The organism is Streptomyces sp. MUSC 14 (assembly GCF_001866675.1).
In the GTDB taxonomy this organism is placed as follows: Bacteria; Actinomycetota; Actinomycetes; order Streptomycetales; family Streptomycetaceae; genus Streptomyces.
Map to the genome: position 1 here is coordinate 33402 of NZ_MLYN01000017.1, position 24039 is coordinate 57440.

25 protein-coding genes and 1 pseudogene are annotated in these 24039 nt (G+C 72.0%); 9 read left to right on the forward strand and 17 right to left on the reverse strand.

What is annotated here, in order from left to right:
- Positions 1-165 precede the first annotated feature (165 nt).
- From BIV25_RS09430 to BIV25_RS09450, 5 genes are all read left to right on the forward strand, one after another.
- Entirely contained in the window at positions 166-609 is a 444-nt protein-coding gene (locus BIV25_RS09430; RefSeq protein WP_071371747.1) for a GntR family transcriptional regulator, read from the forward strand.
- Entirely contained in the window at positions 606-1517 is a 912-nt protein-coding gene (locus tag BIV25_RS09435; RefSeq protein WP_071371748.1) for an ABC transporter ATP-binding protein, read from the forward strand. The genes BIV25_RS09430 and BIV25_RS09435 overlap by 4 nt, the downstream gene beginning before the upstream one ends.
- Entirely contained in the window at positions 1514-2470 is a 957-nt protein-coding gene (locus BIV25_RS09440) for a transporter (RefSeq protein WP_071371749.1), read from the forward strand. Before BIV25_RS09435 ends, BIV25_RS09440 begins: the two co-directional genes overlap by 4 nt.
- Before the next feature lie 95 nt (positions 2471-2565).
- Positions 2566-3369: a class I SAM-dependent methyltransferase gene (locus tag BIV25_RS09445; RefSeq protein ID WP_071371750.1), complete on the forward strand. Its 804-nt coding sequence runs from the start codon at positions 2566-2568 to the stop codon at positions 3367-3369.
- 30 nt (positions 3370-3399) lie between these two features.
- Positions 3400-4635: an acyltransferase gene (locus BIV25_RS09450; protein ID WP_256255693.1), complete on the forward strand. Its 1236-nt coding sequence runs from the start codon at positions 3400-3402 to the stop codon at positions 4633-4635.
- Positions 4636-4983: 348 nt separating this feature from the next.
- Here the strand turns inward: BIV25_RS09450 and BIV25_RS09455 are convergent, their stop codons facing one another.
- The 3 genes from BIV25_RS09455 to BIV25_RS09465 all read right to left on the reverse strand — a co-directional run bounded on the left by BIV25_RS09455 (position 4984) and on the right by BIV25_RS09465 (position 7647).
- Positions 4984-5172: a hypothetical protein gene (locus BIV25_RS09455; protein ID WP_143076601.1), complete on the reverse strand. Its 189-nt coding sequence runs from the start codon at positions 5170-5172 to the stop codon at positions 4984-4986.
- Between the two features lie 76 nt (positions 5173-5248).
- Positions 5249-6226: an SDR family NAD(P)-dependent oxidoreductase gene (locus BIV25_RS09460; RefSeq protein ID WP_071371753.1), complete on the reverse strand. Its 978-nt coding sequence runs from the start codon at positions 6224-6226 to the stop codon at positions 5249-5251.
- 86 nt (positions 6227-6312) lie between these two features.
- Positions 6313-7647: a cytochrome P450 gene (locus BIV25_RS09465; RefSeq protein WP_071371754.1), complete on the reverse strand. Its 1335-nt coding sequence runs from the start codon at positions 7645-7647 to the stop codon at positions 6313-6315.
- 128 nt (positions 7648-7775) lie between these two features.
- Here BIV25_RS09465 and BIV25_RS09470 point away from each other — a divergent pair, with 128 nt between their 5' ends.
- A complete protein-coding gene (locus BIV25_RS09470; protein WP_071371755.1) occupies positions 7776-8315 on the forward strand; it encodes a helix-turn-helix domain-containing protein in 540 nt (179 codons plus the stop codon).
- A 79-nt stretch (positions 8316-8394) separates the two neighbouring features.
- On the opposite strand, the gene BIV25_RS09475 is transcribed toward BIV25_RS09470, so the two are convergent.
- On the reverse strand, positions 8395-9471 hold the full coding sequence (locus BIV25_RS09475) for an LLM class flavin-dependent oxidoreductase (RefSeq protein WP_071371756.1): 1077 nt from the start codon (positions 9469-9471) through the stop codon (positions 8395-8397).
- Positions 9471-9977 carry an SRPBCC family protein gene (locus BIV25_RS09480; RefSeq protein WP_071371757.1) on the reverse strand — a complete coding sequence of 169 codons (507 nt, stop codon included), beginning with the start codon at positions 9975-9977 and terminating at the stop codon, positions 9471-9473. Before BIV25_RS09480 ends, BIV25_RS09475 begins: the two co-directional genes overlap by 1 nt.
- Before the next feature lie 303 nt (positions 9978-10280).
- Here BIV25_RS09480 and BIV25_RS09485 point away from each other — a divergent pair, with 303 nt between their 5' ends.
- The gene (locus BIV25_RS09485; RefSeq protein WP_256255725.1) at positions 10281-11384 is read left to right on the forward strand and encodes a glutamate--cysteine ligase; all 1104 of its coding nucleotides are present in this window, start codon (positions 10281-10283) and stop codon (positions 11382-11384) included.
- Between the two features lie 53 nt (positions 11385-11437).
- Here the strand turns inward: BIV25_RS09485 and BIV25_RS09490 are convergent, their stop codons facing one another.
- From BIV25_RS09490 to BIV25_RS09505, 4 genes are all read right to left on the reverse strand, one after another.
- Positions 11438-12511, reverse strand: a complete 1074-nt coding sequence (locus BIV25_RS09490; RefSeq protein WP_256255694.1) for a DMT family transporter — start codon at positions 12509-12511, stop codon at positions 11438-11440.
- Positions 12508-13116: a TetR/AcrR family transcriptional regulator gene (locus tag BIV25_RS09495; protein WP_071371759.1), complete on the reverse strand. Its 609-nt coding sequence runs from the start codon at positions 13114-13116 to the stop codon at positions 12508-12510. The genes BIV25_RS09490 and BIV25_RS09495 overlap by 4 nt, the downstream gene beginning before the upstream one ends.
- Before the next feature lie 64 nt (positions 13117-13180).
- Complete coding sequence (locus tag BIV25_RS09500; RefSeq protein WP_071371760.1) at positions 13181-13549, reverse strand: VOC family protein; 369 nt, start codon at positions 13547-13549, stop codon at positions 13181-13183.
- A gap of 737 nt (positions 13550-14286) precedes the next feature.
- Entirely contained in the window at positions 14287-14481 is a 195-nt protein-coding gene (locus BIV25_RS09505) for a hypothetical protein (protein WP_071371761.1), read from the reverse strand.
- A gap of 196 nt (positions 14482-14677) precedes the next feature.
- On the opposite strand from BIV25_RS09505, the gene BIV25_RS09510 reads away from it, so the two are divergent.
- On the forward strand, positions 14678-15709 hold the full coding sequence (locus BIV25_RS09510; protein WP_071371762.1) for an alpha/beta hydrolase: 1032 nt from the start codon (positions 14678-14680) through the stop codon (positions 15707-15709).
- Between the two features lie 127 nt (positions 15710-15836).
- Positions 15837-16286: an LLM class flavin-dependent oxidoreductase gene (locus tag BIV25_RS09515; RefSeq protein WP_071371763.1), complete on the forward strand. Its 450-nt coding sequence runs from the start codon at positions 15837-15839 to the stop codon at positions 16284-16286.
- A 21-nt stretch (positions 16287-16307) separates the two neighbouring features.
- On the opposite strand, the gene BIV25_RS09520 is transcribed toward BIV25_RS09515, so the two are convergent.
- The 8 genes and pseudogenes from BIV25_RS09520 to BIV25_RS46635 form a co-directional block, all read right to left on the reverse strand.
- On the reverse strand, positions 16308-16787 hold the full coding sequence (locus BIV25_RS09520) for a hypothetical protein (RefSeq protein ID WP_177235225.1): 480 nt from the start codon (positions 16785-16787) through the stop codon (positions 16308-16310).
- 56 nt (positions 16788-16843) lie between these two features.
- On the reverse strand, positions 16844-17392 hold the full coding sequence (locus BIV25_RS09525; protein ID WP_071371765.1) for an ABATE domain-containing protein: 549 nt from the start codon (positions 17390-17392) through the stop codon (positions 16844-16846).
- A 69-nt stretch (positions 17393-17461) separates the two neighbouring features.
- Positions 17462-18619: a VWA-like domain-containing protein gene (locus tag BIV25_RS09530; protein ID WP_256255695.1), complete on the reverse strand. Its 1158-nt coding sequence runs from the start codon at positions 18617-18619 to the stop codon at positions 17462-17464.
- Positions 18620-18660: 41 nt separating this feature from the next.
- On the reverse strand, positions 18661-19902 hold the full coding sequence (locus BIV25_RS09535; protein WP_071371767.1) for an AAA family ATPase: 1242 nt from the start codon (positions 19900-19902) through the stop codon (positions 18661-18663).
- A complete protein-coding gene (locus BIV25_RS09540; RefSeq protein ID WP_256255696.1) occupies positions 19899-21701 on the reverse strand; it encodes an ankyrin repeat domain-containing protein in 1803 nt (600 codons plus the stop codon). The genes BIV25_RS09535 and BIV25_RS09540 overlap by 4 nt, the downstream gene beginning before the upstream one ends.
- Entirely contained in the window at positions 21698-22831 is a 1134-nt protein-coding gene (locus tag BIV25_RS09545) for a gala protein (protein ID WP_071371768.1), read from the reverse strand. The genes BIV25_RS09540 and BIV25_RS09545 overlap by 4 nt, the downstream gene beginning before the upstream one ends.
- Positions 22832-22936: 105 nt before the next feature.
- A pseudogene (locus tag BIV25_RS09550) lies at positions 22937-23012 on the reverse strand.
- 61 nt (positions 23013-23073) lie between these two features.
- Positions 23074-23247: a Trm112 family protein gene (locus BIV25_RS46635; protein ID WP_079176530.1), complete on the reverse strand. Its 174-nt coding sequence runs from the start codon at positions 23245-23247 to the stop codon at positions 23074-23076.
- Positions 23248-24039 lie beyond the last annotated feature (792 nt).

Genomic DNA, 24039 nt, shown 5'->3' on the forward strand with positions numbered 1-24039 from the left:
CCTCACGGGTCCGCAGGTCCAGGCTTTCACATTCACGACGGACGGCATCTCAGGGCGCGACCCCGCCCCGCCGGGAGCACGGCTCCGCGTTTGACATCGCCGTCGAGGATCCACCATGCTTCCATTAATTCATTAGCACAAGCATGATGGAGCCGAGGAAGCGACGTGATCGACTACCGGATCGACCGCGGCAGCGGCGTACCGGCCTATGTGCAGATCGTCGAGCAGACCGAACGGGCGCTCCGGATGGGCATCTTGAAGGTCGGGGACAAGTTGCCCACGGCCAAGCAGGTGGTGGCGGCGACCGCCATCAACCCCAACACCGTGCTCCGGGCCTACCGCGACATGGAGCAGGCCGGCCTGGTCGAACTGCGCCGGGGCCTCGGAACCTTCGTGACGCGGTCGCTCGCCCGGCCCGCCGCGGAGGACGACGCGCCACTGCGCCGGGAGGTCGCCGACTGGGTGGCCCGCGCGCGAACGGCGGGGCTGGAGCGGGCCGATGTCCTCGCCCTGGTCACCACGGCTCTCGACACCTACGACAACGAGCACGAGCAGGACAGCCAGACCCCGGGCGACCGGGAGCGGCAGAACACGAAGGAGGACGTATGACCGGGCCTGACGCGCCGGACGCGCTGCGCGCCACGGGACTCGGATTCCGGTACCGGAGGCGGGGCGGCTGGGCTCTGCGGGACTGCGAGTTCACCGTGCCCGGCGGTCGTGTCACCGCCCTCGTCGGACGCAACGGCGCCGGCAAGACCACGCTGCTGCACCTGGCCGGCGGCCTGCTGCGGCCCGGCTCCGGGGAGCTGCGTGCACTGGACGCCGTACCCGGCACGCCCGAGGCCCGCGCCCGGGTGGCTCTGCTCACGCAGGACAAGCCGCTCTATCCCCGTTTCACGGTGGCGGACACCCTGTTGATGGGCGAGAAGCTGAACTCCTCGTGGGACCGGACGACTGCCGAGCGGATCGTACGCGGGGGCGGTATCCCGCTCCACGCACGTGTCGGCGAGCTGTCCCCGGGGCGACGCACTCGCGTCGCGCTCGCCCTGGCCCTGGGCAAGCGGCCCCAACTCCTGTTGCTCGACGAGCCGTTGGCCGACCTCGATCCCGTGGCACGGGGCGACATCATGGCGGGGCTGATGGCCGAGGCCGCCGAGCGCGGCACGAGCATCGTGCTGTCCTCGCACGTCCTGCCCGAGATCGAGGAGACCTGCGACTGGGTGCTGGTGCTGCGCGACGGCCGCGTCGAGCTGAGCGAGGACGCCTACTCGGTGCGCGAGAGCCACGCCGTGCTGACCGGACATGCCGACCAGGCGGACGCCCTGGTCGCCGAACACACCGTCGTACAGCGCCGGACCGCCGGCCGACAACTGACCGCGCTGATACGACGGCACGGGCCGCTGCGCGGCGACTGGCACGTCGAGCGACCCAGGCTGGAGGACATCCTGATCGGCTACCTCCAGGCTGCCGAACCGAGGCAGCCCGCCCCGGCCGAGCGGACGGAGGCGGCGGCGTGAAGGGCTCTCTCTGGCTCGCGTGGCGCCAGCAGCGTGTGTCGGCCGGCATCGGCGCGGCCGCCCTGGTGGTCGCGGTGGCGGTCGCCGTGTACTACCGCTCGGGCATGCTGGACGCCCTGCACAGCGGGCTGTTCGACCACTGCGCCACCGGACCGCTGTACTGCACACGGTCCGACACCGGCCTGCCCCTGCTGCTGGACGTCGAGCCGCTGAAGTACCTCGGGGTGCTGAACATCGCGCTGCCCGTCGTCATCGGCGTCTTCTGGGGTGCCCCGTTGCTGGGCCGCGACCGGGAACTGGGCACGCACCGCCTGGTCCTCGCCCAGGGCGTGAGCCGCGGTCAGTGGTTCGCCTCCCGGTTCGCCCTGGCCGCGGCGACCACGATCGCCCTCTCCGGGCTGCTCGCGGGCGTGTTCTCGTGGTGGTGGCGGCCGGCCGCCGACCGGAGCTACGGCCTGTTCTGGTACGACAACACCGCCCTGAGCGGCTCGGGTCCCCGCGTCGTCGCGGCCGCCCTGTTCGGTCTGGCGGCCGGCACGCTGCTGGGCCTGCTGGCCCGCCGGGTCCTGGCGGCGATGGGCCTGACCCTGCTGGCGACGGGGGTGATGACACTCCTGCTGGAGTGGACACACCGGGCCCGTCTGCTGGTCCCGCCGCACACCTACGTCAGCGCCGGCAGCGTCCCCAAAGCGCCGATGGGCGAGAAGTGGTCGACCGGAACCTACGGCCTGATAACCGCTTCCGGCCGCCACGACGACGTGCTGAAATGCGCCTTCCCGTCAGGCACCCAGCTCAAGGAGTGCATGGCGGCGCACGGATACGTCGCCCGCTTCTACAAGGCCAACCCGGCCGGTGACTACTGGGCCTTCCAGTGGACCGACACCGCCGTCCTCGGCGGCCTCGCCATCGTGCTCACCGTCGTCACCGTGCTGCTTCTGCGCCGCCGCGTCTGACCACTTCATCTCGTTTCGTTCATCTCGTTTCATTCACCGCTTCACCTCCTCCCCCACTCACCGGGATCCCCTCTTCGTCCGGAGGTCGCTTCGCCATGCCCGCCGACGCCACGTCGCCGCAGAAGCTGCGCAACAACCGCGCCGCCCTCACCCACAAGACCGGTTACGCCCTGCGCCACCCCGGCCGCGTCGTCCCGTACCTGCGCCGGGCCGGCCGGGACGCGTGGCTGCGCCTGAAGCACCCCGACCACGTCGGCTACTACCGGGCCGTGATGGCCTCGGACACCCGCCGCAACCCGGAAGCCGCGGTCGGCAGCCGGACCCACGACAGCTGGCTGGCGCTCGGGCAGATGCAGTTCGACTACCTCGTCGAACACGGGCTGCGCCCCGAACACCGGATGCTCGACATCGGCTGCGGCAACCTGCGCGGCGGCTGGCGATTCATCAGCCACCTCGACACCGGCAACTACTACGGCATCGACATCTCGCCCGACATCCTGACGGCCGCGAAGAAGACACTCACCGAGCGCAGGCTCCAGGAGAAGCTGCCGCATCTGACCATCACGCTCGACCTCACCCTGGACTTCCTGCCCAGCGACCACTTCGACGTGGTCCACGCGCACAGCGTCTTCTCCCACTCGCCGCTGGCGGTCATCGAGCAGTGCCTCGCGCACGTCGGGCGCGTGCTGACGGAAACCGGGTTCTTCGACTTCACCTTCGACCGCACCGAGGGCACCGAACACCAGGTGCTGCACGAGGACTTCTACTACCGCACCGGGACCCTCCTGGCCCTGGCGCGGCGGCACGGTCTGCACGCACGGTTCATGGAGGACTGGGAGAAGCGCCCGCACGGCCAGTCGAAGATACGTGTCAGCCGCTCGCCCCTGCCCACCGCCTGAGACGGCCCTGGTTCCGACATGGCATCCGACATGCCTTCCCCCGGGCCGCGGGGCGGGCGGACCCGCCTCGCCGCGATCGACGGACTCCGTCTGGCGGCAGCGGTGATGGTGGCCGCGTACCACTTCCTCGGGACGCCCACCCCGCACTTCTGGGGACGGACCGAGCTGCGGGACCTCGCCCCGTTCCTGCACGAGATCAGCCGCTACGGCTGGCTGGGCGTCGAGTTCTTCTTCGCCATCAGCGGATTCGTCATCTGCATGAGCGGCTGGGGGCGGACTCCCGCACAGTTCACCGTCTCCCGTGTCGCACGGCTCTTCCCGGCCTACTGGTGCGCCCTGCTCCTGGTCGTCCTGCTCGTCCTGGCCGCACGCGTGGGCCACTGGCCCGCCGCCACCCGCATCGACGCGCGTACGGTCCTGGGAAACCTGACGATGGTTCCGGGTCCGCTGGGCCTCGACCCGGTCGACGGCGTCAGCTGGACGCTGTGGGTGGAGGCACGTTTCTACCTGCTGATGGCCCTGCTGCTCGTCTTCGGGCTGACCTACCGGCGGGTGGTGGCCTTCTGCGGAGCCTGGCTCCTGGCCGGCGTCGTCAGCCTCGAACTCCACTCTCCGCTGGTCGACGAATTCGTACTCCCCCGGTACACCGGCCTCTTCGTCGCCGGAATCGTGCTCCACCTCATGCACAGGTTCGGACAGAACCTCCTGCTGTGGCTGCTGCTGGGTTTCGCCTGGTCCTACGAACTCACCGTGCTCGCACTCCGGGTGGCCGATCACGCCGCCACTCCCCCCGGCGAGCACCGGCCCTCCTGGACCGTGTGCGCGATCGTGCTCACGACCTGCCTCGGCCTGCTGGCACTGGCCGGTGTCGGACCGCTGACGGGGCTGCGCCGACGCTGGCTGGTCACCGCCGGGAGCCTCACCTACCCCTTCTACCTCGTCCATCAGAGCATCGGAATTCCCCTGGCCAAAGGCTTGATCCGGGCCTGTCCGGCGCTGGGGGTGCTGCCGTCGACGGCGGTGTCCGTCCTCTGCATGCTGGGGCTGTCCCTGCTCATCCACAAAACGGCGGAGCGTCGGCTCGGACGTCTTCTGCGGCATCGCCTGACGCTCGACATACGGCGGCAGGACCTCGCCGGGACACCGGATCCCGCGCACGCGTCGCCGCCCAGGCCGCGGCATCCGTTGTCCTCAGCGCCGCACTCACTCCGGCACTGCCGCACCTGTGTGCCCGACGCTACTCGCCGGCGGTCCTCGGCTCGCTGATCCGGCGGGCGGCCTCGACGACCGCCGCCCGTGCAGGGCCAGCCGCTGCGCCGACCAGGACCGGCCGGGCTCCTGGCGGCCGGCGCCCTCCACGGCCCGGAACCACGCCTGAGCCGCGGCGAGGACCACGGCCAGGAGATCGGCAGGATCCATCTGACTCGGGTCCGGAGGCCGTGGGGCGCTCCGGCAGCTTCCACAGCCGCAGACGCATCAGGTCCGCCTGGAGGCTGAACTTCCGCCCAAATCGGTGAGTTCCCTCGGCGACCTCTTCTCACCGGTGGTCTTCGACGACGTGGACTACCGCTTCCACTACCGCTTCCGCACCTACGACGCCTGCACCGCCTACGGTCAGCCGAAGACCGCCAACGCGCTCGTGCCGGGCACCATCGGCGACACCTCCCTGGCCCGGCACATGGACATGCGGGAGGTGGCCGGGTTCGTGGCCTCGGGCGCCGTTGCGCTGCCGCCGCGGAAGACGGTGGAGCAGGGCGCCGCGACCTCGGTACTGCCGGCGGCCTCGCCGACGGTGGAGGGCATCACCGGCCGCCACCCGGCTGCGGGCCGTGTCGGAGGATCTCACCCGCCGGCCGAACGGGCCACGGGCCCTGGGGAGTTACCGGGAGTTCCCGGCGGGGAACGCGTTGACGCCCGTCAGCTCCGCCGAGAGCTCCCACAGCCGAGCCGCCTGCTCCGGGTCGATCGCCCAGTCCTTGACGCCGAGGCGCGCCTCGTCGCCCTCCCGCGCGACCTCGGCGACATCGCAGTCCTCGAGGTAGACGCCGCCGCTCCCGTCCAGCTGCGGCGAGGCCGCCGCCCACACCTGGGTGGCCGCACCCTGCGGCGGGGTCTTGAAGCCCTCGGGGTTGAGCGCGTTGCCGTCCTCGTCGATCCAGCCGCGCTCGATCATCTCCTCCTTGGGCAGATGCCGCTGGAGCGGGGTGATGATGGAGCCGGGGTGCACGGCGAAGGCACGGACGCCGGCATCGCGGCCGAGCTTGTCGAGCTCGACCGCGAACAGGACGTTGGCGGTCTTGGCCTGGCCGTAGGCCTCCCACTTGTCGTAGCCCTGCCGCGAGTGGACGTCGTCCCAGCGGATGCCGGAGAAGTGGTGGCCACGGGAGGAGACGGAGACGATCCGGGCGCCGCCGGGTGCGATCGCGGGCCACAGACGGTTGACGAGGGCGAAGTGGCCGAGGTGGTTGGTGGCGAACTGGGCCTCCCAGCCGGGCCCCACCCGGGTCTCCGGGCACGCCATGATCCCGGCGCTGTCGATCACCATGTCGATCGTCCGCCCGGAGCCGAGGAACCGCTCGGCGAAGCCGCGCACGCTCTCCAGGTCGCCGAGGTCCAGCTCCTCCAGCTCGACACCGGAGACGCCGGCCAGCGCCTGTTCGGCTGTGGCCGGACGGCGGGCGGGCACGACCACATGGGCGCCCGCTTTGGCGAGCGCCCGGGTGGACTCCAGGCCGATCCCCGAGTACCCGCCGGTGACGAGGGCGAGCTTGCCCGTCAGATCGATGCCTTCCAGGACGTCGTCGGCGGTGCTGGTGGCGCCGAAACCGGATCCGATCTTGTGCTGTGCAGTGCTCATGTCGGAACGCTACGAATTCGAGTGCGCTCGAAGTCAAGTGGCGCTCTGTGCGCCTCTTGGGAAACCGTCGTCGCGCCGCGCGCGCTTCAGGCGAGCAGTGGTGGTTGCAGGGTGGCGGGGGTGGGCCCGTCCGGGCGGACCGTGATGCCGTACGCGGCCTTCTCTGGGACGGAGCTGAAGACCGGCGTGTGGTGCGGCAGCAGGTGTTCGAGCAGGACTGTCGATTCGCGGATCGCGAACTGCATGCCGAGGCAGGCGCGGGGTCCGATGCCGAAGGGGTAGTACGCGCCGGGCCGGGTCGGGCGGGCGTCCGGGGTGCTGAAGCGCAGCGGATCGAAGCGGTCCGGATCCGACCACAGTCGCGGATCACGGTGGGTGAGGTACGGACAGACCAGGATGTCCGTCCCCGCGTCGACCGCGTATCCGGCGAGGGTGTCGTCCTCGGTGGCGTAGCGGGGCAGGATCCAGGCGGACGGGTAGAACCGGAGCGTCTCATGGACGAGGGCCTGCAGGGCCGCGCGGCGTCGCTCCGATCCTTCACCGCCCGCCGTGAGCGCTTCCGCACGGGCAGTGGGATTCGCGTCGAGGAGCAGGTAGAGCCAGGTCAGGGTGGTCGCGGTGGTTTCGTGCCCGGCCACGAGCAGCGTGACCAGTTCGTCGCGGATCAGCCGGTCCGTGTACGCGGGGAGTTCGGCCGCGGCGTCGATCAGAACGTGCAGCAGGCCGGGTCCGTCCGGCCCGGTCGACCCGCCGCGCACGGCTTCGACGGCGCTCCGGGCGACCGCGTCGATCCGGGCGAGATCGGCGGCAACGGCGTCCTGGGCGTGGCGGACGTCGGCGGGCAGCGTCGGCAGCACGGCCGCCACGGAAGCCACGGCGCCCAGCTCGCGCTCGGTCCCGTCGTCGAGGGGGTGCCCGGTGAGCGAGCGCCAGATGGTGTCCAGGGCGAAGCGCCGCATCTCCTGCCCGACGTCGAAGGGCTGCCCGGTACGGGCGTACGCCGCCCAGCGCCCGGCGGTGGTCCGGGCGGCCTCGGTGATCCGCTGTTCGTAGCGCCGCATCCCGGTGGCCGTGAACTGGCTCTGCAGCAACCGGCGTTGCTGCTTCCAGGCCGTACCGGTGGCGGAGACGACCCCGTCGCCGATGAGCAGGCGGGCGCGGTGCGAACGTTTGACGTACCGCTCCGGGTGCCTGGCGAGTACGTACTGGACCGCCTCCGGGTCGGTGACGAGCACGGTCGGGGCCGGCCCCAGACGGAACGCGGCGACGCCTCCGAGCTGCTCGCGCACCTGGGACAGCAGGTCCACCAGTTCGCCACCCGCCGCACGCCACCGCTCCACCAGTCCGGGATCGGCTTCGGGTACCGGGCACCGCGCTGCGGAAACGTGCGGCAGGGAGCCGGATGCGGCTTCGATGTCCATGCTTCTTCTCCTGGTCTCCTGCTCGGCTCGCCGAGGCGCCAGACGTAGTCTGAGGTGCCTTCCCCACGATCTACACGATCACCCTCGCCGGCTGCTGAGTCTCACGAGAAGACTCGTACCATCGCCGTATGAGACGCACGTCGTTCGCGAACTGGCCGTGTTCGGTGGCCAGGACCATGGATCTGCTGGGCGACTGGTGGACCCCCCTGGTGCTGAGGGAGGCCTTCTACGGGATCCGCCGGTTCGACGCGTTCCAGCAGGAGTTGGGCATCGCCCGGAACACGCTGGCGGAGCGGCTGCGCAGGCTGGTGGAGGCGGGCCTGCTGGAGAAGCAGGTGTACGAGACACAGCCCGTGCGCCACGAGTACGTGCTGACCGAGTCCGGTCGCGATTTCTACGGTGTCATCCTCGCCATGACGCGCTGGGGCGACCGGTGGCTCGCGGACGAGGAAGGGCCACCGGTGATCACCCGGCACGAGACCTGTGGCCATGACGCCCACGGCGAGGTCGTGTGCTCGCACTGCAGGGAGCCCCTCGCCTGGGAGGACGTCACCGCTCGGCCCGGCCCCGGCTATCCCACGCGGCTCCTCGAGCGCCCGGCCGTCCGGCGACGCTTCCGGCTGGAGGAGTCGGAGGGAGGCAGGCCGCCGGATCCGGACGCCGGGTGATCCCGGCGTCCGGATCCGGTGCTCGCGGGCACGAGACACCGGCAACCGACGCAGGTGTCGGCGCATACGCGCCGGGGGGTCAGCCGCTCTGCGCCGACTGAGGGTTCGCGTCGACCTCGCGGACCAGTTCGATCGCTCTGGCCAGGGTGTCGAGCCGGTCGCCGAGGGTTTCACCGGCCGGATAGAGACGTACGGTGGTGACGCCTGCGTCGCGCCAGACCCGTAGCCGCTCGCGGACCATGTCCTCCGTGCCGATGAGCGTCGTACCGAGCACCATCTCGTCGGTCACGAGAGCGACCGCGCCGTCCCGGTCACCGGCCTGCCAGTGCTCACGCACCTCGGCCGCGACGTCGGCCCAACCCTGGCGGCTGTAGGCGTTGTTGTAGAAGTTGGTGGACGCCGAACCCATGCCGCCCAGGCTGAAGGCGAGCTCCTTCTTGCGTCGGGCGATCATGTGGCCCAGTGCGTCCGCGTCCGGTGCGAAGGCGACTTCGGCGCCCTGGCAGACGTCCAGGTCCGCTCGGGTACGGCCGCTGCGGTCCAACCCCTCGTCGAGATGGGCGAAGTAGGCGTCGGCCGCGCCCTCGGGTACGAAGCTGGTGCCGAGCCAGCCGTCGGCCACCTCGCCCGTCAGGCGGAGCATGGCCGGGGACAGTGAGGCCAGGTAGACGGGGATGTCGTGCTCGGCGCGCATCGACAGCCGCATCGGGACGGCCTCGCTGCCGGACAGCGGGATCCTGAACTCCGCCCCGGAATAGGAGAGTCGGCCGCCGTCGAGGACCCGTTTCACGATCTCCACGGTTTCCCGCATGCGCCTGAGCGGCCGGGCGAAGGGCACTCCGTGCAGTCCCTCGATCACCTGGGGGCCGGATGCGCCGAGGCCGAGCAGGAAGCGCCCGCCCGACAGGTTGGAGAGGGTGATGGCGGTCTGCGCGACGGCCGCAGGTGTCCGGGTGCCCAGTTGCATGACGCCGGAGCCCAGGAGGAGCCGGTCGGTGCGTGCCGCGTAGTAGCCGAGGGCCGAGGGCGCGTCGGAGCCCCACGCCTCGGCGACCCAGCAGATGTCCAGACCCAGTTTCTCGGCCTCGACGACGAAGTCCGTGTGGCCGGACCAGGATTCCCCGCCCGAGGCCTCGATGGTGGTGGCGGTCCGCATCACGCCTCCGCCCGCTGCTTGATCTGCGCCAGCGTGTGGGTCATGGCGCGCTCGAACTCGCGCATCCGCACGAAGACGATCTTCTGTTCCTTCTCCGGCATCCGGTCGATCGCCACGGACAGCCCGGAACGCCCGGGGCCGAGCTGCATCCACTGCGAGAGTTCCGTCCCGCCGTCCCTGGGCCGAAGCCGGAAGCGCCAGACCGCGGAGGGGCGGGCCGGATCCTCCACCGCCCAGGCGAGGACGGACCGCGCTTCGCACTCGATGACGTGGGATGTCGTCTCCCACGCGCCGAGCGCCTCGTGCTCGCTGCGGCCGACGAACCGGGCCCCCACCGCGGGACCGGCGGCCCCGTCGAGCCATTCCACGGACCGGAGTTCCTCACTCATGCCCGGCATCAGCTCGATGTCGCTGACCACGGCCCACACCGTGTCGGGTGAGGCATCGATCCACACGCGTACCTCGGTCGTGGGTGTGTCCGCGTAACACGCGCCCGTCCATTCCAAGACAGCCCGCCTCCTCGTCGATCGTCCACCTTGACCTCCAGAGTTGCTTTACGAGACTTACATGTCAAGGAACTCGGGCCCGCGGAGGACGTCGGTCCGCTCCCGCGTCCCGCCAGCGCGCAACCGGGGCTCTTCGGCCATCTGCCGCTCCGTTCGCGGCGGTTTCCCCCGGTCGGGGGGAGCCTGCCGGTCGCCCGGTGAAGGATCCCGTCTGTGGAGAGCCGCATATCCCGCAGCGAGAGATCGGCCGCCCCCGAGACCGGCAGCGGGCCGGTGGCAAGGATGAGGGGGCCGTTGTTGACGGTGGGGGTGGAGGAGGAGTTCCTCCTCGTCGATCCGCACACGCGGCTGCTGATGCCGGTGGCGGCGCCGGTCATCGCGACCGCCAAGGCCAGGCTCGACGACCGGGTCGCCCCGGAGCTGACCCGCTACCAGGTCGAGACGCGCACGGACCCCCACCGGGATCTGGGCGCGCTCACCGAACAGCTCTACGCCCACCGGCTGCACCTGTCCCGTGCGGCCTCCGCGCACGGGGCCGGGCTGGTCTCCAGCGGCACCCCGGTCCTCTCCCCGACGGGCGCCCCGCCGTTCATGCCCGGCGACCGGTACGAACGCAGTGCGCGGGCCTTCGGCGCGCTGGACGAGGAGCAGGTGTGCTGTGCGTGTCACGTGCACGTGGGTATGGACAGCCGGGCGGAGGCCGTCCAGGTCAGCAATCATCTGCGAGCCTGGATCGCGGTGCTGATCGCGGTGGCGGCGAACTCGCCGTTGTGGGGCGGGCGGGACACCGGCCACGCCAGTTGGCGCACGGTGTGCTGGGCGCGCTGGCCGGCCGCCGGGCCTCCGCCGTACTTCGAGTCCGCCGATCACTACGACGACCTCGTCGCCACCCTGATCGGTACCGGTGTGGTGCTCGATGCCGGCGGGATCTACTGGGACATCAGGCCCTCCCACCATCTGCCCACCCTGGAGGTGCGGGTCGCCGACGCGGCCCTGACCGTGGACGACGCCGTGCTGTTCGCCGCCCTGGTCCGCGCGGCCGCCGCCACCGCGCTCGCCGAGGTCCGGGCCGGCCGGGCCGCCCCCCGGCCCGACCCCCACCTGCTGCGCGCGGCGTCGTGGCACTCCGCCCGCGAAGGCCTCACGGGTACGGCTCTCGACCCGGTCTCCCGCCTGCGCGCGCCGTCCTCGCGCCGGATACAGAGCCTGCTGGCCTGGATCCGTCCCGCCCTTGCCCGGCACGGCGACACCGCCCTGTTCGACTCCCTGCTCTCCCGGCTCGACCTGCACGGCACCGGAGCGGTCCGGCAGCGCGCCGCGCTGCGGCAGCGGCGGCGCCCGGCCGACACCGTCGACTACCTCGTCGCCCACACCCTGACGGCTCCGGGCGGCGGTGGCCGGGGGTGACGGCGCTCGGGCAGCGGCGACTGCGACGGCAGGCCCGCCACGGGGAGGCGCCGCTACCCGCCGCCTGCACCGCCGACAAGCCCGTCCCGCGCTTCCTGGGACAAGGGCCCGCTCTCGCGGTACGGCGGCCCGGCGGAGCCCGCCGGGAGGCGGTCCCGGCCCGGAGACGCCGAGCCGTCCTCCACCGCCTGCTGCATCGCCGGCCGACGGGACGGCACGGTGAGCACGGCGAGACAGCAGACGACCAGGGCGATGCCGATCCAACCCGGCGCGGGGATCCGTTCACCGACGACCAGGACGGCCAGCACGGCGGCGACGGCGGGCTCCAGCAGCGACAGCGTGGTCGCGGTGCTCGCCGGCACGTGCGCCAGCCCCCAGCCGAACAGGACGTAGCCGAGGAACATGGGCACCAGGGACATGTAGGCGCCGACGGCCGTGTTCGACCAGGAGTCGAGGAGCGGACCGCCGGTCGCCAGCAGTACCGGCATGAGCAGCAGGCCGCCCGCTCCGAACACCGCGCCCATGGCCGCGCGGGAGCTGATGCCGCGGCTGATCAGGCGGTGGGCGGCCCAGGCGTAGAGGGCGTAGGTGAGACCGGCGACCAGGCCGAGCCCGACGCCGAGCACGGTCGACCCCGCGGAGCGGGCGCCGGTGTGCTCGTCGGCCGCCGCAACCGCTTCTGCCGCGCACAGCAGCGCCGTGCCGGACAGGCCCAGCACCGCTCCGGCCGTCCAGCGGCGCGTGAGCCGGCGCTTGTCCACGACGCGTTCGACGAGGGCCGAGGCGAGCGGGGCCGAACCGATCGACACCACGGTTCCGGCGGCGACTCCGGCCAGATGCATGGAACTGTAGAACGCCAGCGGGTAGACGCCCACGGCCAGGGCGCCGAGCAGCACCACACCGCGGCGCTCGCGCAGCGCGGAGACCTCCCCGGCGATACGGGGGCCGGCTATGGCTGCTTGGAGCAGGCCGCCGAGACCCATCGCGACGGCACCGATGGCGAGGGGGCCGACGTCGGGGGCGAAGGTCGCGGCAGTGCCGGTGGTCCCCCACAGTACGGAGGCCAGCAGCACGCACAGCGAGCCCATGCCGACCGAGCGGACCGGACGTCCGGCGGGCCCCGTCACAGTCGGTCCAACAGGCCGGCTGCCATGGTCCGGGCGTGCTCCAGGCGGGTGTCGGCACCCTCCAGGCCGGCCCGGGCCATCGCGCCCTCCAGGAGGAACGCGAGATGCTCCGCCACCGTGCGCACCTCCTGGGGGCGGTCGGGCAGGAGGTGTTCGAGGTGTCCGGCGATCAGGGACTCGACTTCCTCCTTGTGCCGGCGCACGACGGCGCGTCCCTCGTCCCCGGCGGGCAGTTCGGCGGCGGCGTTCAGCAGGCCGCAGCCTCGGAACCCGTGCTCGTACGCGAACGCCGCGTGATCGGCATACGCGTCGAACACGGCGAGCACGCCTTCGCGGGCGTTCCGGGTCCCTTCCAGCCGACGCCGGTACAGGCCCAGCCACTCCTCGTGCCGCGCGTCGAGGTAGGCCCGCACCAGGTCTGACTTGGACGAGAAGTTGTTGTAGAGACTCATCTTCGCCACGCCCGCCTCTGCGGTGATCGTGTCGATGCCCGTGGCGGACACGCCGTCCGCGTAGAAGCGGCGGGCCGCGGCGGCGAGCAGCCGTTCACGCGCCGGCCGACGCCTCCCTCCGGACCGCGCTGCGGCACCGCCGGTCTCGCTCATGACGACCCTCCCCTCGGATTAGGTAGACCAGTCTACCTAATCGGTCGTCGGCGTGCGGGGCAGGTCAGGTGAGGGGTTCGAGGAATTCGAGCCGGTTGCCGACCGTGTCCGTGCTGTAGAAGCGGCGATGCCCTGGGAGGGTGTCGTCCCAGACCACCGGGGCACCGTGGGCCGCCAGCCGTTGGGCGAAGGCGTCGATGCCCTGCACCCGAAGTCCCGGGTGGGCCTTCTTGGCCGGGCGGAAGGGATCCTCGATGCCCAGGTGGAGCTGGACGCAGCCGTCGGCGGTCGCGAACCATACGCCGCCGCGCCTGGCCAGCACCGGCGGCTTGGGAATCTCGACCAGACCCAGCGCATCGACGTAGAAGGACCTCAGGCGGTCCTCGCTGGAGGGCGGTGCGGCGAGCTGGACGTGGTCGAGAGCGACGAGCATGGGGAGCGGCCTCCGGTGAGAAATGTCGGATGCGGTTCGGGCCGCCCCGGGGCGGGGACGGTACCCCGGGACGTACTGGCTGACCAGCGTGTTCAGTTGTCGGGTACGACATGGGCGGGCGCGCCTCGCAGGTCGCCGATGTGTGCTTCGTCGAGGACTGCGGCGTGCGGGTTCTCGAACACCGTCGCCATGAGGCACCATCGCGGTCCGCCCCACGGGGAGGAGGCAAGGGGCGCGCGCGAGTCGTCCGTCCGGTACGAACGCGCAGGTCACCATGAGGTGGCGGTTACCGCGCGCCGGAAGAACGCGAGGACGGGCTGATGCGCGGCCGCCTGTGGCCCGGACTTCTGCTGGAGTCCATGCCTCGCCTCCTTCCGGTGGGAGCTTCGGCACTTCATGGCGTCTTCCCGGTGGTCTGCGTCCGCGAAGACGCCTCACCGAGGCGCCTCTTCAAACATCCAGCAGCATAGCCACTTAATTGCGCAATCGTGCAATTGATTGGCGAATTCCGACCGGATGTTGAGCCTCACCCGCGGCCACCGGGCGAGCCCGGTGCAGAACGGCCCTCCGGTGGTGCTGGACGGCGTGCGGGTGCGGAGTCGGCTCGCGCCGGTCACCGCGCAAGCGCCAGCGACCCACCGGCCACCGGCCACCGGCCACCGGCCACCGGGGGAGACGGTGCCGGCAGGTCGACTCCGTCGGCCATGCCCGCGTGCCGCTCTCCGCCGTCATGAGATCTACAGACCCAGGTCCAGGGCCAGGCAGGAGTAGGAGGTCCACGCGCTCTCGGGGTTGTACGAGGCCGTCGCCCCACCGCCGCGGACGGCTTCCACCTCTTCGGTCATGTCCTCGAAGCGGATGCGCTCGGGAAGCCTTCCGTACCGCGCGTGCCGTGCCGCCGCCGCGAGGTCCGTCGCCCGTTCCTTGTCCATGGCCTTACTCCCCCTTCTTCGACGTCACCATTTTGAAGGGTGACGCCCGTGATCGCAAGACCGATCACCCTCCTAGACAGTTACTGCACTCAATCAGTAACCACTTTGACCAGTGACGCACTCTGTGCCAGAGTCACCCTGCACACAGACTCGTGGCAGCTGCACGGCACTTGCCCCACCGCACGGGAGGCTTGACATGATCGACAGGCGCACGTTCAGCACAGCGATGGGTATGGGCACGGGCGCGCTCGCCGCCTCCCTGACGGGGATGCAGGGTGTTTCGAACGCCGCCCCGGCCTCTGACAGCACAGCGGGCACTCACACCTCCTTCCCCGAGCTGAAACAGGTCAAGGCCGGTGTGCTGAACGTCGGTCACGCCGAGCTGGGCCCCGCTCACGGCCCGGTGGTCCTCTGCCTGCACGGCTGGCCCTACGACATCCACAGCTACGTCGACGTCGCTCCCCTGCTGGCGGCCGAGGGATACCGCGTGATCGTCCCCTACCTCCGCGGTCACGGCACGACGCGATTCCTGTCCGCCCGCACGTTCCGCAACGGGCAGCAGTCGGCGATCGCCCTGGACATCATCGCGCTGATGGACGCCCTCAAGATCCACAAGGCGGTGATCGCCGGATTCGACTGGGGCGCGCGGACCGCCGACATCCTCGCGGCCCTGTGGCCCGAGCGCGTCAAGGCCCTGGTCTCGGTGAGCGGCTACCTGATCACCGACCGCAAGGCCCAGCTCGAACCGCTCCCCGCGGCAGCTGAGCACACCTGGTGGTACCAGTTCTACTTCACCACCGAGCGCGGCAAGAAGGCGATGGAAGACCGCGACCACCGTCTCCAGCTGACCCGGCTCGTCTGGGACCTCGTCTCTCCCACCTGGAACTTCGACGACGCCACCTTCGCGCGCACCGCGGCCGCCTTCGACAACCCCGACTACGCCGCGATCGTCATCCACAACTACCGCTGGCGACTCGGCGTGGCCGACGGCGAACACCGCTACGACCGCTACGAGGAAATGCTGGCCACGGGGCCGGTCATCGCGGCGCCGGCCATCACCCTCGACCCCGACAAGGACCCCTTCACCCTGCCTGGCAACGGATCCGCGTACCGGGGCAAGTTCACCGGCACGTACGAGCACCGGACGCTGACCGGCATCGGCCACAACCTGCCGCAGGAGGCGCCGGCGGCGTTCGCCCGGGCCGTCCTCGACGCGGACCGCCTCTGACGCCGGCCCGTGGCCGGATGTCCGCGCACGAAACCCGTGCCCGACGAGGAGGAAGTCGTAGCACCGCTCTGTCCGCCCGTCCAGCCGGCCCGCTCGCTCGCTCGCTCGCTGACGACCATCGATCCAGGTGGCCGGCCTCGACTTCACCCGCCGGGGCGCCCGCGTGGACGAACTGCTCGACGCCCTCGAAGCGTTGTGGACGACCGATCCGGCGCACTACGAGGGCGCCCAGCTGTCCGTGCCACCGCACCACTCACCGCTGAAACCGGCCAGGCGGCCGCGGCCCCCGTTCTACCTGGCTGGCTGCCGGTGTGCGTCGTCCGGCTCCGGCGACGTCGACGGGCTGAGGGCCCAGCGCTCCCTGCCCGACCGGCTCGCCGCCGAGGCCGGCCGGGGCCCGAAGGCGATCGGCACGGTCCTGCGGGTGAACGTCGACGCCGGCACCCGCACGGCACAGGCCGCCGACACGATCGAACGGGTCCATGAGCGCACGGGCATCGAGCACTTCACGGTCGACTCGATGTACGACGCGGCCACCGTCGACGGTTCCCTCGACCACGCCCGGCACGGAGCGTGACATGCCCGTCGCGGGGGTCGGTCAGTTCGCCGCGCGCTCCGCGAGGGTGTACGACACCGAGCGCTCCCGCTTGCGGCGCCGGATCCGCCCCTTCGCGACGAGCGATTCGAGGGCGTTGCGCACGACCTGCGGAGTGGGCGACCGGTCCGGGTGCCGCTCCATCAGCTCGTCGCGCAGTTCCTTCGCCGATCGCGGCTCGTCACGGACACCGAGCAGCTCGATCAGGACATCTCCGAGCAGCGGCTGTCGCGACATCCCGGTCGCGGCGGCCTGCTCGCGCGTGGCGACGGGCTGGTGCGGCGACCGCTCCGGCCGCAGCGGGGACTTGGTCTCCTCGTGCCGCTCCGCGAGCGTCAGGATGTCCATCAGGAGGGCTTCCTCCTGCTCCAACATCTTGATCTTCTCGGCCAGTTCCCGCTGTCGGCGGCGGTTCTCCGCCAGATCCGACGCGGCCTGTTCGGCGTACCGCGCCCGGAGCGAGGCGGTTGATCGACCGGTCACCATCGCTCGCTCCCCAGTGAGTGCCACATGACGCTGCGCATCGTACCCGCGCGGGATCAGCCCGTCGCGCTGTGCCGGCGCGCCCGGTAGGCAGCGGCCTTGACCCTGTTCCCGCACGTCCGCATGGCACACCACTCCCGTCGGTGGCCCCGGGAGCGATCGAGGTAGACCTGGGTGCACTCGGGACGGGAGCACTCGCGCAGCAGCGCCGCCTCGTCGCCCCCGATGATCTCGACGGCCTCGCGGGCCAGGGCTGCGAGACCCTGGATCGCCGTGCCGGTACGCGTGGCGCCGCCGGGACCGATCCGCACGGTCACGGGGAGGCCCGCCGCCTGGAGGTTCACCTCGGCGACCGCCTCGGTGGGCAGCGGCCGGCGCTCGATCCTGGCCGCGACCAGCTCGTAGATCGCCTCGCGCAGGTCCACGGCGATGGCGAGGTCGGCCTCGCTCGCCCCCGGCGTCAGATCCAGCATCCCGGACTCCAGGAACCAGTCGTCGAGCAGCTCAGGGGTGGCGAGCTTCTCCATCGGCTCGGTGTTGCGCCGCGCACGCAGCGTACCGACGAAGTCCAGAGGGAGTGTCCCGCAGGGAAAGGTATGGTTCACGTAACCATACTGACCAGTGACGCATGGATGTGCAACGTTGCACCCGTGACAAACCCCTGCCGAACGGCATCAGGTGGGAATGCGCACCGTCTCCACCCAGCTCGGGGGCTGTGGTGCGGCGGAGCCGATCAGGGCCGCGACGATGCGGCAGGGCGGGTTCTCGTCGGGCCAGGGAGTGAATCCGTCGGTGAGGACGACGACGATGCTGGGGCGCTCCCGCGCCGCGAGGGCCGCCTCGATACCGACGCGCATGTCCGTGCCGCCCCCGCCGCCCAGGGTGATCTGCTCGGTGGCCGTCACCCGGGACACGGCGTGCACATCGGCGTCGCACGCGAGCACGGTCACACGATTGCCCCGTACCCCCACCTCGCGCAGTACGCCGGTCACCTCCGCGAGGGCGGCGGCGAGTTCCGCCTCGCCCATCGAACCGGAGGTGTCGATGACGACGGCCACCTGTGGCAACGGGCGGCGCAGGCTCGGCAGGACGACTCCGCGCAGCGCCGGGGTACGGCGCGAGGGGCGGCGGTAGGTGTAGTCGACGGCCCCACCGGCCCAGGCGGCGGCTTCCCGGACCGCACCGGACAGCGCCCGGCGCCAGTCCACCGTGGGTTCCAGGATCTCCTCGGCCCAGCGCTGCCAGCCGGCGGGCAGGGTGCCGCGGGTGCGCTGATGGGCGCGCATCGCCTGGGCGGTCTGCCGGCGCAGGGCCTGTGCCTCGACGTCGCCGAGCCGTGCGGGACCGGCGGACTCGGGGAGTTCCCAGGGCGCGGGGCCGCCGTGGGCGCCCGATCCGCAGTCCGGTGTCCGCACCTGCGGCGGCAGTCGGTCGAGGTACACCTCGAACAACTCGCCCTCGGGAAGCCCGAACCGGCGGGGCTCCATGCGTCCCGCAGGCAGCCGCAGGCCGTCGGCGAGCAGGTCGTCGTTGATCTCGCAGTCCTGCGCGACGTTGACGCGGTGCCGGTCGCGCTGGGCGGCGGCGGGAAGCCGGTCGGCTCGGCCGTGGTGGTCGCGCAGCAGGTGGGCCACCTCATGCGCCCAGACGCCCGCGAGTTCGGGCACCGGCGTCGCGTCGACGAACGCGGCGGACACGTAGCAGCGCCAGTGCCGGTCCACCCCCATCGTCGGCACCTCCGTGCTCGCGACGACGGTCAGTGCGTACAACGCCGAGGCCAGATACGGCCGGTCGGCGGCCGCCCGGTAGCGGGCGGCCAGCAGTTTGGTCATGTCCGGCGTGCTGCGGGAACGCCCCGTCATCCCCGCACGCCTCACCGGCCGCCGCCGGGCAGCGCCCCGGACAGCTGCAGCAGGTCCAGGAACCCGTCGATGCCGGGCGGTACGGGCCAGTCGACCTGCCGCATCGCCGCGAGGTCGGTGGCGGCGCGAGCGGCGACGTCCGGTACCCCTGCCTCGACGGCCTTTCCCAGCACCGCCCAGCCGGCTTCCCACCGGGGCCGGGTGAGGTCGCTCTGGACGGCGGCGACCACCGCGATGAGGAACGCCAGCTGGCGGTCGCCGCGGTCGGGCAGGGCGAAGGCGTCCGGATCGGCGAGGACCCGGTCGGGGTCGGGCAGATCGAGGTGTTCGAGGTAGGACAGCAGCTCGATGCCCGCGCCGTCGCCGACGGCGCCGGCGAGTGCGGCGGCCAGCGCCTCGCGGCCTGCGCCGGCCGCGTACCCGGTGGCGAGCAGCGTGAGCGCCATCTCCCACGTGCGCGGGGACGGCCAGGACCGGCCCCGGCTCTCGGCGTCGCCGGGGATGTGGTGGACCAGGCCGGGCCGCGCCGTCAGGAAACCGGAGACGGCGCCACGCGCCCGGGCGACCGCGCCCGGCACCCTGGTGGCCTGCACGACGGGCACGGTCGCTTCCGGCCAGGTGCCGGCCATCCCGCGGGCCACGGTGCGAGGGTCGTGGGTCCAGTCGAGGTGGACGAAGCGGTTGGCGAGCGGCGGGCTGAGATGCCAGCCGTTCGCCGCGCTGGACGGCGGGTTGGCGGCGGCGACGATCCGCACCCCCTCGGGCAGCACCAGGCTGCCGACCCGTCGTTCGAGCACCACTCGCAGCAGTGCGGCCTGCACGGCCGGCGGGGCGGAGGACAGTTCGTCGAAGAAGAGCAGGCCCGCTCCGGTCCGGGCGAGCCGGACCGCCCAGTCCGGCGGGGCCATCGGCACGCCGGTCACGGCCGGGTCGTCGCCGACGACGGGCAGGCCGGCGAAGTCGGAGGGCTCGTGCACACTGGCGATGACCGTCTCCAGCGGCAGGCCGAGGCCTGCGGCGAGCTGCTCCAGGGCGGCCGACTTGCCGATGCCCGGCTCTCCCCACAGCAGGACGGGCTGATTGGCCGTCACGGCGAGGCCGAGCGCCTCCAGCTGCGGGTTCGCGGCGGGCTCGGTCCGTCGTGTGCGCAGCCTGCGGTTGAGGTCGTCCGCGGCCGCCAGCGGACCGGACGGCGACGCGGTGGGAGCGGTGCGGTCGGTGCGCGCGGTGCGGTCCGTGCGGTCGGTGTTCAAGAGCGCGGCTCTTCCTCGTCGTCGGGGTCGCCGGACTCGTCGGCGTCGTAGTGCTCCTGCTCGTCCATCCATTCGTCCCACCACTCGGCGCCGGCGTCGGGATGTTCGGCCCGTACCCGCTCGCGGAGGAAGGCCAGATCAGGCCGCTTGTACCGGCGGACGAGCTGGTCGAGCGACAACTCGGACTGGTCGGTGACGTCGAGCCGCGCCCCGGCGGCGACGAGCGCCTCCACCAGTTCCCTGGAACCGAGGTCGTTGACGGCCACGAAGAGCGGCGTGCGCTCCCGCAGGTCGCGGGCTTCGAGGTCGAGTCCCTCGGCCAACAGCCGCGGCAGCAGCGCCTCGTGGTCCAGGAGGTTCAGCACGTGCAGCAGGGTGCGCCCGGAGCCGTCCCGCACACGGGGGTCGACACCCGCGTCCAGCAGCTCCAGCACGCCGGGGGTGTCCCCGTGCTGGGCGCGCAGGAACAGTTCGTTGCGTTGTGCCCGCAGCGCCTTCGGCAGGCGGCCTTCTCCGGAGGTCCACGTCTGCTCCACCGCGAAGCATCCGGCGACGGCACCGCCGAAGGCACGCAGGGCGCGTTCGCGCTGCTGCTCCTCGTCGCTGTGCGGCATGTGCAGCAGACCGCCGGGCCTGAACGCGACCTCGTGCCATTCCCCGCGGCACCTGACCCGCACGGGTGCGGGAGCCGTCGGCCTGGGCGGGCCGACCGGGCCTTGCCGCACCTGGAGGGCGGGGAACAGCGCCTCGCGGACGAGCGGGTGGAGCTGCTGCGCCGTGCTGCCTCCGTCCCGCATCAGGTCGAGGTCGGGGAGCCTGCGCCACAGGGCCTCGGCGAGGAACGCCCCGCTCCGGACGTCGTCCCGGTCGACGGCTCGCACCAACAGACCGCCGGTGCTCATGGGCTCCAGCTGGATGTAGGTCCGCCAGTGCGCGGCGATGAGGAAGCGGTCGGCGACGCCCTCGGCCAGTTGCCGCCGGATCTCCGGCTCCAGACGGGTGAGGCCGAGTGCGAGTCCGCTCAGCAACCGCTCCGGGTCCGCGCGGTACCAGCCCGACTTCTGCGGGGGTGTCAGGTCCAGCTCGATGCCGGCAGCGGCGAAGGCGGCCTGTGTCTCGCCCCTCTGGTGCAGCAGCGTGGCCCACTCGGCCCGCGCCGCCGGGTCGCCGTCGCCGGGATCGGCGGTCGTCAGTTCGTCGATGCCCAGCGGGGTGGCGTCGGCGTGGAAGAAGGGCGGCCGCCGCGTGTCGCCGCCGCAGCGTTCACGCAGTTCGGCGGTGTGCCGTACGTCCCACAGGTGCCGCGCGGAGCGCCAGTCCTCGGTGCCGCGCCCGAACACGCCCGCGGCGTGCCCGTCCTTGAGCGTCCTGAAGCGCAGCGCGATCCGCTGCGGTCCGTCGGTCATCGCGGGGGTGGTGATGTGCAGGTACGGCGTGCGCCGAAAGGTCTCGTCGGTCGTCTTCGGGTGATAGCGGGAAAGGACGACCGTCGTGTCCGTGGCGAGTGTGGTCCGCCCGCCGAGCAGGCGCGGCAGGTGCCAGCGCAGCAGGTCGGGGGCGAAGTGGCGCAGGTCGTTCTCAAGGGCCGTCGCGACGAAGTCGCCCCAGCGGTCCGCGACTTCGGACAGGTCGAAGGCTATGTCGACGTTCGCCGCCGCGCAGGCCCCCCGCCAGTCGCCGGCCAGGCGGCGTTCGGCCGCCCGCTCGATCATCCAGCCGGGCACCGCGTATCGGCGCACACGTCTGCGGCTCGACGCCTCGTCCGGCGGGAGGCAGCGGAGTTCGCCACGAACGCTCAACGGTAGACACTCCCTATCGCGTGCAGGTCGGGGTGCGTCCTGCCGGCGGGCCGCAGACACCGGGTGAAGGACCGCTTCACCTTGCGGGGCAGGCCGGGTCCGAGACCGACGTACTCCAGGGGCGAGTTGCCGGGCACCGCCGCCAGCAGCGCCTTGGCGCCCCGGCCGGTGAGGCCCGTGTGGCGCAGTTCCAGTCGGCGCAGCGGGCTGCCCGGCAGGGCGGCGGCCAGCGCGTGCGCGCCGTCGTCTCCGGTGGTGTTGGCGGGGGCGCCGAGGCTGCGTTCCGACGGCGGGCGGCCCAGGTCGAGGGCCTCGATCCCGCCGAGGGAGTCGGCGAGCGCGCGAGCACCGGCGGGGCCGATTCCGTTGCCGCCCAGGCCGAGGCGCACCGTGCGTGCCGGATCGGCCGCTGCGGCGAGGAGCGCGGCACCCTCGTCTCCCAGGTGGTTGGCGGGGAGGTACAGCTCGCGCACACCCGCGTGGCGGATCAGCGCCGCGAGCAGCGGGGCGGCCTCGGCGGTCAGGCCGTTGCCGCCGAGGAACAGCCGCTCCACGGGGCGGGGACGGCTGCTGAGGGCATCGCACAGGGCCCGCAGACCATCCTTCGTCAGACCGGTGTTGACCAGGTCGAGGGTGCGCAGCGTGGTGTTGCGGCGGAGCATCGCGGCGAGCGTGCGGGCGCCGTCGTCGCCCACCGGGTTGCGCTTGAGCCACAGGGCTCGGACGGTGCCGTCGGTGGCCAGCGCGTCGGCGAGCGCGGTGACGCCCTCGGGGCCGATGCGGTTGCAGCCGAGGTAGAGCGTGTGCAGGCCGTGGCCGTCGGCAAGCGCGTCGGCGACCGTGCGGGCTCCCTCGTTCCCGATGGCGTTGGTACCGAGGAGGACGTGCGCGGCATGCGGCGAGGCGGCGACGCGGGGCATCAGCCGGGCGGCGCCGCCCGCTCCGAGGCCCTGTTTGCACAGGTCGACACGTCCGTCCGCGCGCACCGTTCCGACCGGGAAGCTCTCGTCGGCGTCGACCGGCCGCGCGGACCGCAGCCGGGCGAGCAGCGGCTCCAGGGCGGCCGGGTCGCTGAGCGGGATGTCCGGGTGCTCGATCGCAGGGCAGCGTACGGGTGTCGGCTGCGTCATCACCACTCCACCGGTCCATCGCCGGTGCCCGGCTCGCCGAGGGCGGCATCGCCCTCCGCCCGCCCGCGACGAACCGACGCCAATCGACTTCCTCCACGACAAGGGTGGCAAGACTGGTCGGATTCGAACCGACGTCCTCCAGCTTGATGCGTGGGCGCGACGACCTCTGCGCTACAGCCTTGCCGCGGAGATCATAGCGGCTCTCGCCCTTGCGTTCGAGGCCAGTTGATCCCGGCCGACGGTCACTCGGAGTCCGGCTCACCCGAGGTGGGCAGCAGTTGCGGTATCCCGTCGACGATCGGATAGCGGCGCTTCAGCCGGGGGTTGTAGAGCGCGTCCTCGGAGGCGAGCAAGGTGAGTGGTCCCTTGTCGATCGGACAGGCGAGAATCTTGAGCAGAGGGTCGTCGGACTTCATGGTCGGGCTCCTCAGGGACGGTTCGGGACTGACGGTCGTGGCGGGGCAGGACGAGCAGGACCAGCACGGCGACGGCGGTGCCGGCAAGTCGCAGCCCCAGGCGCAACGGGCTGTGGGGCCACGGCTCCTCCGCCGTATACGTCCCCGCGAACACAGCGAAGACGCAGGTCACCATGGTGGAGACAGGCACGATGGCGGACGCCCGGTGGCGTTGCAGCGCGGTCTGGGACAGGACCAGTCCGACGGCACCGGTGCACAGCAGCACATAGGGGTACGGCGAGCCGAGCAGCCCGAGCACCGAGCCCGAGGCGTCCCGGCCGGTGAACGACCCTGCCGCTCCCTTCATCGCCACGGAGCTGACGCCGTACACGAGCCCCACGGCCACGCCGTGTGCCACGCCGCCGACGGGCGTGCGGTGCCGACGGCAGGCCCGGCGCTCCGCGAGGACATGGAGCAGGACCGCCGCGGCGAGGGCCGGCAGGGCGACGATGAGCAGCCTGCCCGGATGCGCGCTCCGGACGGCCTGACCGGTACTGCCGCCCAAGGAGGCCACGAACATCAGCAGGGCTGCGGTGATGAACGCCGCTCCCGCCCGCTCGCGGCCGGTCGGACGCTCGCCGGACAGCGCGGACGACAGCAGGAGCAGCAGGACCAGTCCCGCCGTGAGGATGCCCTGCGCCGCCGCGATGGGCAGGGTGCGGTAGGCCACCAGTTGTGCGGCGAAGCCGAGGCCGAGCAGCGAGCAGCCGGCGATCCACAGCGGGCTGCCGAGGAACAGCCGCAGCGCGCGCA

Excerpts from the sequence above, each read along its gene's own strand:
- BIV25_RS09450 (WP_256255693.1), top strand. The coding sequence starts at position 3,400 with ATGCCTTCCCCCGGGCCGCGGGGCGGGCGGACCCGCCTCGCCGCGATC.
- BIV25_RS09495 (WP_071371759.1), bottom strand. The coding sequence starts at position 13,116 with ATGAGCGAGACCGGCGGTGCCGCAGCGCGGTCCGGAGGGAGGCGTCGG.
- BIV25_RS09435 (WP_071371748.1), top strand. The coding sequence starts at position 606 with ATGACCGGGCCTGACGCGCCGGACGCGCTGCGCGCCACGGGACTCGGA.
- BIV25_RS09510 (WP_071371762.1), top strand. The coding sequence starts at position 14,678 with ATGATCGACAGGCGCACGTTCAGCACAGCGATGGGTATGGGCACGGGC.
- BIV25_RS09455 (WP_143076601.1), bottom strand. The coding sequence starts at position 5,172 with ATGCCCTCCACCGTCGGCGAGGCCGCCGGCAGTACCGAGGTCGCGGCG.
- BIV25_RS09500 (WP_071371760.1), bottom strand. The coding sequence starts at position 13,549 with ATGCTCGTCGCTCTCGACCACGTCCAGCTCGCCGCACCGCCCTCCAGC.
- BIV25_RS09460 (WP_071371753.1), bottom strand. The coding sequence starts at position 6,226 with ATGAGCACTGCACAGCACAAGATCGGATCCGGTTTCGGCGCCACCAGC.
- BIV25_RS09505 (WP_071371761.1), bottom strand. The coding sequence starts at position 14,481 with ATGGACAAGGAACGGGCGACGGACCTCGCGGCGGCGGCACGGCACGCG.
- BIV25_RS09470 (WP_071371755.1), top strand. The coding sequence starts at position 7,776 with ATGAGACGCACGTCGTTCGCGAACTGGCCGTGTTCGGTGGCCAGGACC.
- BIV25_RS09530 (WP_256255695.1), bottom strand. The coding sequence starts at position 18,619 with ATGACCAAACTGCTGGCCGCCCGCTACCGGGCGGCCGCCGACCGGCCG.
- BIV25_RS09445 (WP_071371750.1), top strand. The coding sequence starts at position 2,566 with ATGCCCGCCGACGCCACGTCGCCGCAGAAGCTGCGCAACAACCGCGCC.
- BIV25_RS09475 (WP_071371756.1), bottom strand. The coding sequence starts at position 9,471 with ATGCGGACCGCCACCACCATCGAGGCCTCGGGCGGGGAATCCTGGTCC.
- BIV25_RS46635 (WP_079176530.1), bottom strand. The coding sequence starts at position 23,247 with ATGAAGTCCGACGACCCTCTGCTCAAGATTCTCGCCTGTCCGATCGAC.
- BIV25_RS09465 (WP_071371754.1), bottom strand. The coding sequence starts at position 7,647 with ATGGACATCGAAGCCGCATCCGGCTCCCTGCCGCACGTTTCCGCAGCG.
- BIV25_RS09545 (WP_071371768.1), bottom strand. The coding sequence starts at position 22,831 with ATGACGCAGCCGACACCCGTACGCTGCCCTGCGATCGAGCACCCGGAC.